Here is an 11,373-nt window from a genome sequence, read left to right on the forward strand (position 1 = left end):
ATTACTCACTTTTTGAATATAACTAAAAGCTTGGAAACCATTGATTTTAATAGGTTTACCAAGCTTTTTATCTTCTTCAACTGTCAAAGACGAGATTATATTTCAATTTATTTGTCAATTTATTTTGTCTGTTAGTTCTTACATATACTAAAAAATTCAGAAGATGAAATTACATCCAGCTATCTTATCTTTAATCTTGAAATTTAAATAATTTTTCAACAGTAGTATTGAATATTTTAGCAATATCCATTCCAAGCTTAAGTGATGGATTATATTTTCCATTTTCTAAATGAACTATTGTTTCTCGCCTTACACCAACTAATTCAGCTAATTCACTTTGCTTCATTCCTAAATTTTCTCTATATTCTTTAATCTTAGTTATTAGTTTGGGCATTATTAAAACCACCTTGAATCAAGAAAACAAAATATAATGCTGCGTAATATACCAATTATACATAAAGTAATTACTATTATATACCCTGTAGTAATTGAGTTTATATTGATTAATACACAAGGCAAAAGTACAATACCGAAAACGACATAAGATAATTTAAAGCAAATAGCATCTGTTTTATTAAGGATTTCTTTTGCATATTCATCAACTATGTCATGATGCTTTTGTATTATATAAAGAATTAGTAACATACCTGCTAATATAATATATTGTAAATAAGCGTATGTTGGATGGTCCTTCATTTGCACACCCATCCAATAAAATAAAACTAATGATAGTGCAGGTATAATTTTTGAAATCATCCATATTTTCAAACTAACTTTTTTCTTCATAATATCCCCTCCAAAGTGATATATTTATAACTTATGTTATAAATATATCACTTTAAAAATATACAGTCAATAAAAATGTAGACTACCACTTACCTTATTCTTGGCTCAAGAGCCATTAGTGTTTATACTAATAGCTCTAGTTATTTCTTATTATTTTATAATTTTACTAAATTCATAGTATATATAAAATTAGTTTTTCGCTATATAATAAAAAGGTAATGAAGCTACAGGCTTTTTTATTTAAGATTGCGATGAGAAAGGATGAAAATAAAAATGGCAGAAAAAATATTAACAATAAAATTATTTAAAAAAACATATGGAGTTGCTAGATTGGATAAAACTGATTCAATACCTGAATGGTCTCAAAATAGTAATTTCTTTTCTGCAACAAGAACAGCTGAAGAATTGTCAATAGTGTGCCCTCAAGATAACATTCCTGATGATATAAAGTATGAAAAAGATTGGAGAATTTTAAAAATTGAAGGGCCCTTGGATTTTTCTCTAATTGGAATACTTGCTTCAATTAGTTCATTATTATCACAGGAAAGAATAAGCATATTTGCTATTTCTACTTATGATACAGATTATATTCTTGTTAAAAGCAAAGATATAAATAATGCTATAAAAGTACTTACTAAAGGAGGATATAATCTTATATATTAAGACAAACATTTTCACTTTTATATAAATTATATCATGTGATTTTTGGCTTTTATGCCTTTTTACTAAATATTTTTAATAGACGCAAATAGTGATTTGCTTCACGTAAAGTATGGTCACCCAAAAGTGGTATTATTATGGATTTAATTTTACATTCTACCAATCCTTCTGTACCTTGTGCCTTAAATTTGCTTATTTCTATGGTTGCTTTCAGACTGCTATCTGTAACTTTTGAAATTGGCAATGCTTTATCCATAGCTTCCTTTGCTTCTTCTGTAAGTTTATCAAATTCATTTCCAAAGTTATTTGCCGTTTTTATAAGCTCTCCTTCGGTTGGATCAAGAAGCCCTCGAATAAATTTTGAATGTTCAGCCATAATCCTGTTCCAAAAAGTCTCTTGTTCGTAAGCTTCTCTTTCTAAATTCATATCTTCATAATTTTGTAATTTTCTAACTAGGTGAAAATAAAACTTTGCTTCCCTTAAAATATGATCTATAAGTAAAGGATAGTTAGTTGTAAAAGTTTTACATGATACAACATCTGATAATAACTTGGCCTTAAACTGTGCTAAAGCCCTAGTTAGCCTCATTGCTTCCTCATTAAGCATAATTACTTCTCGATAAATAGAAGGACTGCATACTCTTGAGGTATTACCCATTAGTCTAGTTTCTACTTCAGTTAGTTTAGTTGGAATTTTCACTCCTGTAAAATAGGATGATGCCTTTTCAGCTTCTAATGTAAAAGGTGTTACTACTTCATCAGATTGTAATACACTCGTTGAAACAACTCCACTTGAAAGAGATATTACATTAGCTAAAAGTCTATCAAATGCCATTCTAAAGTCATTTGCCTGCTGTATATAGCCTGAATTTTTCGAAGTAAACCCTATTTGTAAAAAAAAAGAATGTTCCTTCATAATCCGCGCAAAGAAAAGGTGTAACCCAAGTGATTGTCGTATAAACTCACTTCTAGATAGCATATCAATTCTCCTTAAAAACTTTCTTTATTATCATTATATTAAGTGAATATATAACTGTTACTTTTATCGTACAGTTATATGTGAGACCTCAAATTATGGATCTTGCTGCTTATCCTTATTCTTAATCATTTTTAAAATTTTACATTGACAAAATTTAGTTTTTAGTATAACATATATTCAATTAAATAATATCTTATCAAGAGTGGTGGAGGGACTGGCCCTATGATACCCGACAACCAGCATTTTTCATTTGAGTGTATGGTGTTAATTCCTACAGATTATTTCTGAAAGATAAGGAAAATATTTTAGCAATTAAAGTTGTTTTCCTTAAGGATAACAACTTTTTTTAATTAAAGTCACTATGTAAAGGATGAGTTTTATGCCAATAAATATACCAAATGATTTACCAGCTTCTAAAACACTAAAAGCTGAGAATATATTCATTATGAACCAGAAACGTGCAGTAAAACAGGATATAAGACCGCTTAATATAATAATATTAAATTTAATGCCTGTTAAAACTGTCACAGAGACGCAGCTTCTAAGATTACTTAGTAATTCGCCCATACAAGTTGATATAGACTTAATATACCCAAAATCTCATATGTCAAAGAATACCTCAGAAGAATATCTTTTTAAGTATTATGAAACTTTTGATAAAATAAAGCACAGAAAGTTTGATGGCATGATAATAACAGGTGCCCCTGTAGAAACGCTTCCATTTGAAGATGTAGATTACTGGGATGAGCTTACTGAAATCATGGACTGGTCTTCAAAAAATGTCTATTCAACCTTGCACATATGCTGGGGAGCTCAAGCCGGACTTTACCATCATTTTGGAATTCCTAAATACAAACTGAGCAAAAAAATGTTTGGAGTTTTCCACCATACTATAAATACAAAAAACACAAACCTGCTAAGAGGATTTGACGATGTATTCTTTGCACCTCATTCAAGGCATACGGGCGTAGAGAAAAAGGATATTGAGAAAATACCTGAATTAGAAATACTTTCAGAATCAAAAGAAGCAGGCGTTTATATAACTGCTACAAAAGGCGGCAGAAAAATTTTTGTTACAGGTCATCCTGAATATGATACCTTAACATTAAAATCCGAATATGATAGGGATATATCCGCCAATTTGCCTATTGACATTCCAAAACATTATTTTCCTGATAATGATCCAGGTAAAATGCCTATTGCAAATTGGAAAAGTCATGCCAATTTATTATTTCAAAACTGGCTCAATTACTATGTATATCAGGAAACCCCTTATGATTTGAACAATCTTAAATAAATAATAAAACTGCCTCAAAACAATTTTTTGAAGCAGCTTTATTATTTATGTTTAAATAACTTTAAATATTAATAAGTATTATTATAGCTTTGAAATTATAGCTTCTGTAAATTTGTCGGTAGTAGCATTGCCACCTAAATCGCAAGTCAAGTATTTGCCTTCTTTAAGTACATTTTCTACAGCCTTTTCTATTTTATCCGCAGCAGCATCTTCTCCAAGGTACTTAAGCATCATAACAGCTGAAAGTATTATAGCAGTTGGATTAGCTTTATTCTGCCCGGCAATATCTGGTGCAGATCCATGTGCAGCTTCAAATACAGCAGCATCTTTTCCAATATTTGCTCCCGGAACAAGTCCAAGTCCTCCTATAAGTCCTGATGCCATATCAGATAATATATCTCCATACAAATTAGGCATAACAAGTACATCATAGTCCTCAGGATTTAGTACAAGCTTCATGCTCATAGCATCAACTATTACACTTTCAAATTCAATATCCTTATAATCCTTTGCTACTTCTTCTGCTGTTCTTAGAAACAGTCCATCTGAAAGCTTCATTATATTTGCCTTGTGAACAGCAGTAACCTTTTTTCTTCCATTTTTTACTGCATAATCAAAAGCAGCTTTAACTATATTCATGCTGGCTTTCCTGGATATTATCTTTACGCTCTCGGCTATTTCATCATTTATCATATGCTCAATTCCAGCATATAAATCTTCTGTATTTTCTCTGAATATAACAAGATCTACATTTTCATATCTTGATTTTACTCCAGCATAAGTTTTTATAGGTCTTATGTTAGCATATAAATTCAAACTTTTTCTAAGAGTTACATTTACACTTCTAAAGCCTTTTCCTACGGGTGTTGTAACTGGAGCTTTAAGTGCTACCTTATTTTTCTTTATACTTTCAATAATATGTTCAGGAATAGGCGTTCCATATTTCTCAAGCACAGATGTTCCCGCATCAAATTCTTCCCATTCTATAGACGCTCCACTTTTATCCACAACTTTTTTTGCAGCTTCGCAAACTTCTGGTCCTATGCCGTCTCCCTTGATAAGGGTAACTTTACGTGTCATTTTAAAACCTCCAATATTATTATGCTCTATTTTCCTTCATCATATTTAAAAGTCCGCCGAATTTTATCATATCTCTTTGTCTATCAGTAACTTCAAAGGACATTGTATATTCTTTACCTTTAGTTTTATTTTTAACTACTATAACATCTTTTTTAATTTGTTCAAGTGTATTTTCTATAACAAGCTCATCCATAACATCTATATTTTCATAATCTGCTTCGTCTTTGAATACAAGTGGTATTATGCCATTATTTATCAAATTAGCTTTATGAATTCTAGCAAAAGATTTTGCAAGTACTGCCTTTACCCCAAGATAAAGTGGTGCAAGTGCTGCATGTTCTCTGCTTGAACCCTGTCCATAATTAGATCCAGCAACAATTATTCCTCCACCATTCTCCTTAGCTTTCTTAGGAAAATCCTCGTCACATGGTGTCAAACAATATTCAGCTAAATGAGGTATATTGGATCTATAAGGAAGAAGTTTAGCATTCGATGGCATTATGTGATCTGTAGTTATATTGTCTCCAACCTTTGTAAGAACCTTGCCTGATGTTATATCCTGGCATGGCTTAGCCTTTGGAAATGGCTTTATATTTGGTCCCCTAACTACCTTTATATCTTCTCCTGTCTCATCTGGAGAAACTATCATATTATCCTTTATTAAAAATTCTTTTGGCATACCTATGCTTATTGAATCTCCCAATTCTCTTGGATCTGCGATATGTCCCTTTAATGCTGAATATGCTGCTATCTCAGGGCTTACAAGGTAAACCATAGCTGATTTTGTTCCAGATCTTCCTTCAAAGTTTCTATTGAAAGTTCTGAGTGATACTGCATCAGTAGATGGAGATTGTCCCATTCCTATACATGGTCCACAGGCACTTTCAAGAATTCTAGCTCCTGCCTCTACCATTGATGCAAGTCCTCCATTTTTGGCAATCATATTCAAAACCTGTTTTGATCCTGGAGATATAGTGAGAGACACTTTTTCATTTACAGTCTTTCCATCCAATATATGTGCTACCTTCATCATATCTACATAAGAAGAATTAGTACAGCTTCCTATACATACCTGATTTACTTTTACATTTTTAAGTTCTGAAACTTTTACTACTTTGTCAGGGCTATGTGGACATGCAACCATAGGTTCAAGTGTAGATAAATCTATTTCAACTTCTTCATCATACACTGCATCTTCATCCGGCTGAACATAAGAAAAATCCTCTTCTCTTCCCTGAGCCTTTAAGAATTCACGTACTACATCATCACTTGGAAAAATTGAAGTAGTTGCACCAAGTTCCGCTCCCATATTTGTAATAGTTGCCCTCTCAGGTACAGACAAAGTTTTAACACCTTCTCCAACGTATTCAAATATCTTTCCTACTCCGCCTTTGACAGTAAGTCTTCTAAGCATTTCAAGAATTATATCCTTGGCTGTAACCCATGGACTTAATTTTCCTTTTAAATTCACCTTAACTATCTTAGGCATGTTTATATAATATTCTCCACCGCCCATAGCTACTGCAACATCAAGTCCTCCTGCACCTATCGCAAGCATTCCTATTCCGCCGCCAGTTGGTGTGTGGCTGTCAGAACCAAGAAGAGTGTCACCAGGTACTGAAAATCGTTCAAGATTTACCTGATGACATATTCCATTACCAGGTCTTGAAAAATATATACCATGCTTTTTAGCAACAGTCTGTATATAAAGATGGTCATCAGCATTTTCAGGTCCTGATTGAAGTATATTGTGATCTATATAAGCTACAGATCTCTTTGTCTTAACTCTATCTATACCAAGTGCTTCAAATTGTAAATATGCCATGGTTCCCGTAGAATCCTGTGTTAATGTTCTATCTATTTTTATAGCTATTTCTTCTCCTTGTTTCATATTACCTTTTACAAGATGCTTTTTTATAATCTTCTGTGATGCATTCAATCCCATTTTAGTTGTATCCTCCATCTTAATTAATCTATAATTGCAATCAAAACTTAACTTGCCCTTTCCTCTCTTTTTTCTAATACTTCAGGTATTATTTTTTTTACGAGAAGTTCCATTTCGTCATTTCTTATTATACTTGTTCTTCCCATTTTATACTGATCGTCTACCCATTTCTTTATTTCAAGCACTCTGCTGTCTTTTTTATCTACTTTATTATCATCTTTTAATCTGTAGTAAGTGTTAATCCATGCTGCAATTCCAGCTAATCCAGAATATTGATTTACTTGAACTACAATTGGCCTTCCAAGTATCTTGTCAGTATCAAATATATTATAAATTTCCTCGTCTTTAAGCATTCCATCTGCATGTATACCTGCTTTTGTTACATTAAAATCACTGCCTACAAAAGGAGTTTTAACTGGAATATTATATCCTATTTCATTTCTAAAATATTCTGCAAGTTCTGTTATAACTTTAAGTTCCATATTTTTAGTGGTTCCTTTTATTTGAGCATATTCAAATATCATAGCCTCGAGAGGACAATTGCCAGTTCTCTCTCCAATTCCAAAAAGTGTAGTATTTACAGAAGATGCTCCATAAAGCCATGCTGTAGTAGAATTATTTACTGCCGAATAAAAATCATTATGACCATGCCATTCAATGTTCTCGTCAGAAACATTACATACATTCTTAATTCCATGTACAAGTCCCTGCACACTTCTTGGCAGTGCTACTTGTCCATATGGAATTCCAAGACCAAGTGTGTCACATAATCTTATTTTTATAGGAATTCCTGACTCCTTTGACATATCCATAAGTCTATTTACAAGTGGAACTACAAATCCATAAAAATCCGCCCTGGTTATATCCTCGAGGTGGCATCTTGGCCTTATTCCATTTTTAAGTGCTTCTTCTACAATAGAAATATACATATTTATTGTTTCTTCTCTTGTCATTTTAAGCTTTTTAAATATGTGATAATCAGAACATGACATAAGCATTCCAGTTTCCTTTATGCCCATATCCTTAACCAGCTTAAAATCATTTTTATTTGCCCTTATCCATGAAGTTATTTCAGGGAACTTATAACCCCTTTCCATACATACTTCAACAGCTTTTCTGTCCTTTTCCGTATACAGGAAAAATTCACTTTGTTTTATTATACCGGACTCATTATCCAAATCATGAATGTAATCAAATATCTTAACTATTTGATCAACAGAAAAAGGCTGCATTGATTGTTGTCCATCTCTAAAAGTCGTATCTGTAATCCATATATTTTCCGGTACATCCATAGGGAGCTGAATGCCATTAAAAACTACTTTAGGGATTTCATCATAGGGAAATATATTTTTGTAAAGGTTAGGTTGTTTTATATTTTCAAGTGTGTAATTGTACATATACGCCATCTCCTTCTAACATTGGCACTATATAAAATATCATATTTTTGAATTAAATAATGCTTATAATTTCAATTTATGAGTTTATTTATTTTTTATTAGGACACAATATTCATGCATATTCATTCTTATATTGTGTTAATCTTGCTATTTTAGGGGGTTTAAAAAATGTTATGTTTATATTGTATCACCTTTATTTCATATAATCAAATAAAAATTTTCTTATTTTTGATTTTTTAAAATTAAATCTTTCATTTAATTCAGATAAAGGATTTTAATTAAATACATTGGACTTTATCAATGTTATGATATAATTATTAAGACAAAAATAACTATGCATTTTCTTTCAAAGGAGGCAATTATGATAAAAAATATCTTATTTTATGTAATCTTTTTCTTTTATATGCTGTATTCGCTATCTAAAAAAATAAAATTAGATAAAATAAAAAAGACAGGTACAAAAGAAGAAATTGAATCTTATATAAACGACTGTGTTACACAGTGGTCTAATTTCACTTTAAAGCTCACAGGTGCAAGAATACATATAAAAGGAAATGAAAATATTCCGGATGGTGCTTGCCTTTTCGTAGCAAATCACCAGGGATTTTTAGATATTCCAATAATAATTTCATCTTTAAAAAAGCCAGTAGGTTTCATTGCAAAAAAAGAAATACAGAAAGTTAAAATAATAAGTTACTGGATGAAACAAATAAACTGTGTATTTATGGACAGAAGTAATATAAGAAATTCAGTAAAATCCATAAATCAGGGAATTGAGATTCTAAAAAGCGGCTATAGTATGGTCATTTTTCCAGAAGGTACTAGAAGTAAAGGACCTAAAATAGGTGAGTTCAAAAAAGGAAGCTTAAAACTCGGGTTAAAGGCTATGGTGCCAATTGTACCTATAGCTATAGATGGCAGTTATAAATTGAGAGAAGGAAACAAACATTCAAATATAAAACCAGCGGACGTAAATATAACTATCTGTAAACCTATCTATACAGATAAGCTTTCAAGAGAACAAAAGGAAACTCTATCTGAAATTATAAAATCGGAAATATCTAAAAACATTTACCTGAAAAATTGATTACATTATAATTGTAAAATAGTACATAATTTTTTATATAAAAAATTGTGTACTATTAACTATTAACTATTAACTATTAACTATTAACTATTAACTATTAACTATTAACTATTAACTATTAACTATTAACTAAAAGAGGTGGGATATTAATCAGATGAATTTTATAAAAAAATATTTTTCTTTACTTTTAATTATAATCATTTCAATATTTATAACTTCGGGATGTACAAGCAGTATATCTTCAAATACTACTGAACCTTATAATGGTCTTAAAGTTCATTATATAGATGTAGGCCAGGGGGATAGCGAATTAATACAGGTAAATGGCAAAAATCTTTTAATAGATGCAGGTCCAAATGAAAGCAGAGATAAATTAATGTCATATTTGAAAAAACAAAATATAAAGAAATTTGACTATGTGATTGCCACACATCCTGACGAAGACCATATAGGAGGCATGGGTGATGTAATAAAAAAATATCCTATAGATAAATTTTATACTCCTAAAAAAATAGTAAACACAAAAACATTTAAATACATGATACAGCAATTAAGAAATAAGAATATGAAAATAGATACCCCTGAACCTGGAATAAAATTGGATCTAGGTAAAAATACAACTGCTGAGATGCTTGCACCAAACAGTATGAATTATCCAGATACAAACAACTATTCAGTAGTATTAAAAATAACATATGGAAATACCAAATTTCTTTTTACAGGCGATGCTGAAAAAACAAGTGAATCTGAAATAATAGATAAAGGTTATGATCTTTCAGCAGATGTCTTAAAAGTTGGACATCATGGGAGTTCAGGTTCGACATCACAACAATTTTTAGATAAGGTTGATCCTAAAATAGCAATAATAAGCTGCGGCAAAAATAATAAATATGGACATCCACATAAAAAAACAATAAATAAGCTTAAAAAGAAAAATATACAAATATATAGAACTGATGTAGATGGAACAATAATTTTAATGAGTAATGGGAGTAAAATAAGTAAAAATGAATAAAATTATATCAAAACTTAATTTAAGAACAAAGGGAATACTGCTTGTAGTAATATCATCAATGATGTGGGGTGTATCAGGCCCGGTAGCCCAATATTTATTTCAGAATAAAGGTATTAATCCTGAATGGCTTGTAACAACCCGTCTATTGTTATCCGGATTAATTTTTTTAATAATTATGTATATTAAGACTGGAAAAAAGATATTTAATATATGGAAATCAAAATATGGGAAAAGAAATCTTATATTGTTTAGTATATTAGGACTTGTAGGTACTCAATATGGTTATTTTGCTACAATTAAATATGGAAATGCAGCTACTGCTACTATACTCCAGTATTTAAGCCCTGTTATAATTGTAGCGTATCTTTCAATTAAATCTAAAAAATCTCCAAACTTAAGAGAAAACTTATCAATAATATTAGCTTTATTAGGTACATTTTTTCTTATTTCAAAGGGTAATATTCATTCCCTGGCTATTTCCAGTTTGGCTTTATTCTGGGGAGTTTTATCCGCCTTTGCTGCTTCATTTTATGTAGTACAGCCAGCTTACATTATTAAAAAATGGGGATGCGATGTTATACTTGCCTGGGGAATGTTTTTAGGTGGAATTGCTTTCAGCTTCGTACACCCTATTTGGAAACTTCAAGGTAAATATTCGATGGATTCAATATTAGGAATTGCTTTCATAGTTATATTTGGAACACTTATAGCTTTTTACTGGTATCTAGCCAGTACAAAATATATAAAAGCATCAGAAACAAGTTTACTATCGTGTATTGAACCCTTATCTGCTACTATTGTATCTATACTATGGTTAAACATTCCATTTGGTATATTTGATATCATAGGAAGCATTTGTATTGTAAGTACGGTTTTAATTTTATCTTATAATAAAAAAAGCTCTTAAAAAAGTGTCTTTCTAAGACACCTTTTTAACTATACTTTGTTTATATAAATTTATACAAAAATAAAGCAAATCAAGAATAACCTGATTTGCTTAATATACTCTATTTGATATTCAAATTAATATCCAAAAATAAAATGGCTCCGTGGAGAGGGCTCGAACCTCCAACCCTTCGGTTAACAGCCGAATGCTCAACCATTGAGCTACCACGGAACATTTTTTT

11 protein-coding genes, 1 tRNA gene and 1 riboswitch are annotated in these 11,373 nt (G+C 30.9%); of the genes, 5 read left to right on the forward strand and 7 right to left on the reverse strand.

Going from position 1 to position 11,373, the window contains the following annotated elements:
• Positions 1-190: 190 nt before the first annotated feature.
• Both J2Z42_RS13990 and J2Z42_RS13995 read right to left on the reverse strand, forming a co-directional pair.
• Positions 191-394, reverse strand: a complete 204-nt coding sequence (locus J2Z42_RS13990; RefSeq protein WP_209703383.1) for a helix-turn-helix transcriptional regulator — start codon at positions 392-394, stop codon at positions 191-193.
• Positions 395-396: 2 nt separating this feature from the next.
• Positions 397-786 carry a hypothetical protein gene (locus tag J2Z42_RS13995; protein WP_209703384.1) on the reverse strand — a complete coding sequence of 130 codons (390 nt, stop codon included), beginning with the start codon at positions 784-786 and terminating at the stop codon, positions 397-399.
• Between the two features lie 273 nt (positions 787-1,059).
• On the opposite strand from J2Z42_RS13995, the gene J2Z42_RS14000 reads away from it, so the two are divergent.
• Positions 1,060-1,449 (forward strand): ACT domain-containing protein, encoded by a 390-nt coding sequence (locus J2Z42_RS14000; RefSeq protein ID WP_209703385.1) that lies wholly within the window; start codon positions 1,060-1,062, stop codon positions 1,447-1,449.
• Between the two features lie 49 nt (positions 1,450-1,498).
• Here J2Z42_RS14000 and J2Z42_RS14005 read toward each other — a convergent pair whose 3' ends face one another.
• Positions 1,499-2,425, reverse strand: coding sequence for a DUF2935 domain-containing protein (locus J2Z42_RS14005; protein ID WP_209703386.1), 927 nt, complete (start codon positions 2,423-2,425; stop codon positions 1,499-1,501).
• A 190-nt stretch (positions 2,426-2,615) separates the two neighbouring features.
• Positions 2,616-2,723: riboswitch (SAM riboswitch) on the forward strand.
• 81 nt (positions 2,724-2,804) lie between these two features.
• Here J2Z42_RS14005 and metA point away from each other — a divergent pair.
• A complete protein-coding gene (gene metA, locus J2Z42_RS14010; RefSeq protein ID WP_209703387.1) occupies positions 2,805-3,722 on the forward strand; it encodes a homoserine O-acetyltransferase MetA in 918 nt (305 codons plus the stop codon).
• A gap of 81 nt (positions 3,723-3,803) precedes the next feature.
• Here the strand turns inward: metA and J2Z42_RS14015 are convergent, their stop codons facing one another.
• From J2Z42_RS14015 to J2Z42_RS14025, 3 genes are read right to left on the reverse strand one after another with little or no spacing between them, the layout of a single operon-like run.
• Entirely contained in the window at positions 3,804-4,802 is a 999-nt protein-coding gene (locus J2Z42_RS14015) for an isocitrate dehydrogenase (NAD(+)) (protein ID WP_209703388.1), read from the reverse strand.
• A 19-nt stretch (positions 4,803-4,821) separates the two neighbouring features.
• Complete coding sequence (locus tag J2Z42_RS14020; RefSeq protein ID WP_209703389.1) at positions 4,822-6,747, reverse strand: aconitate hydratase; 1,926 nt, start codon at positions 6,745-6,747, stop codon at positions 4,822-4,824.
• Between the two features lie 47 nt (positions 6,748-6,794).
• Positions 6,795-8,144: a hydroxymethylglutaryl-CoA lyase-like TIM-barrel protein gene (locus tag J2Z42_RS14025; protein ID WP_209703390.1), complete on the reverse strand. Its 1,350-nt coding sequence runs from the start codon at positions 8,142-8,144 to the stop codon at positions 6,795-6,797.
• A 361-nt stretch (positions 8,145-8,505) separates the two neighbouring features.
• Here J2Z42_RS14025 and J2Z42_RS14030 point away from each other — a divergent pair, with 361 nt between their 5' ends.
• The 3 genes from J2Z42_RS14030 to J2Z42_RS14040 all read left to right on the forward strand — a co-directional run bounded on the left by J2Z42_RS14030 (position 8,506) and on the right by J2Z42_RS14040 (position 11,153).
• Positions 8,506-9,231, forward strand: a complete 726-nt coding sequence (locus tag J2Z42_RS14030; protein ID WP_245331637.1) for a lysophospholipid acyltransferase family protein — start codon at positions 8,506-8,508, stop codon at positions 9,229-9,231.
• Positions 9,232-9,385: 154 nt separating this feature from the next.
• A complete protein-coding gene (locus J2Z42_RS14035; protein ID WP_209703391.1) occupies positions 9,386-10,246 on the forward strand; it encodes a ComEC/Rec2 family competence protein in 861 nt (286 codons plus the stop codon).
• Positions 10,239-11,153, forward strand: coding sequence for a DMT family transporter (locus tag J2Z42_RS14040; RefSeq protein WP_209703392.1), 915 nt, complete (start codon positions 10,239-10,241; stop codon positions 11,151-11,153). The genes J2Z42_RS14035 and J2Z42_RS14040 overlap by 8 nt, the downstream gene beginning before the upstream one ends.
• A 135-nt stretch (positions 11,154-11,288) precedes the next feature.
• Here J2Z42_RS14040 and J2Z42_RS14045 read toward each other — a convergent pair.
• Positions 11,289-11,363: transfer RNA gene (locus tag J2Z42_RS14045), tRNA-Asn, on the reverse strand.
• Between the last annotated feature and the right edge of the window lie 10 nt (positions 11,364-11,373).

This window comes from Clostridium algifaecis (assembly GCF_017874415.1).
Lineage (GTDB): Bacteria > Bacillota > Clostridia > Clostridiales > Clostridiaceae > Clostridium_B > Clostridium_B algifaecis.

Coding starts and splice junctions, on each gene's coding strand:
- J2Z42_RS13990 (WP_209703383.1), bottom strand. CDS start 394: ATGCCCAAACTAATAACTAAGATTAAAGAATATAGAGAAAATTTAGGA.
- J2Z42_RS13995 (WP_209703384.1), bottom strand. CDS start 786: ATGAAGAAAAAAGTTAGTTTGAAAATATGGATGATTTCAAAAATTATA.
- J2Z42_RS14000 (WP_209703385.1), top strand. CDS start 1,060: ATGGCAGAAAAAATATTAACAATAAAATTATTTAAAAAAACATATGGA.
- J2Z42_RS14005 (WP_209703386.1), bottom strand. CDS start 2,425: ATGCTATCTAGAAGTGAGTTTATACGACAATCACTTGGGTTACACCTT.
- metA (WP_209703387.1), top strand. CDS start 2,805: ATGCCAATAAATATACCAAATGATTTACCAGCTTCTAAAACACTAAAA.
- J2Z42_RS14015 (WP_209703388.1), bottom strand. CDS start 4,802: ATGACACGTAAAGTTACCCTTATCAAGGGAGACGGCATAGGACCAGAA.
- J2Z42_RS14020 (WP_209703389.1), bottom strand. CDS start 6,747: ATGGGATTGAATGCATCACAGAAGATTATAAAAAAGCATCTTGTAAAA.
- J2Z42_RS14025 (WP_209703390.1), bottom strand. CDS start 8,144: ATGTACAATTACACACTTGAAAATATAAAACAACCTAACCTTTACAAA.
- J2Z42_RS14030 (WP_245331637.1), top strand. CDS start 8,506: ATGATAAAAAATATCTTATTTTATGTAATCTTTTTCTTTTATATGCTG.
- J2Z42_RS14035 (WP_209703391.1), top strand. CDS start 9,386: ATGAATTTTATAAAAAAATATTTTTCTTTACTTTTAATTATAATCATT.
- J2Z42_RS14040 (WP_209703392.1), top strand. CDS start 10,239: ATGAATAAAATTATATCAAAACTTAATTTAAGAACAAAGGGAATACTG.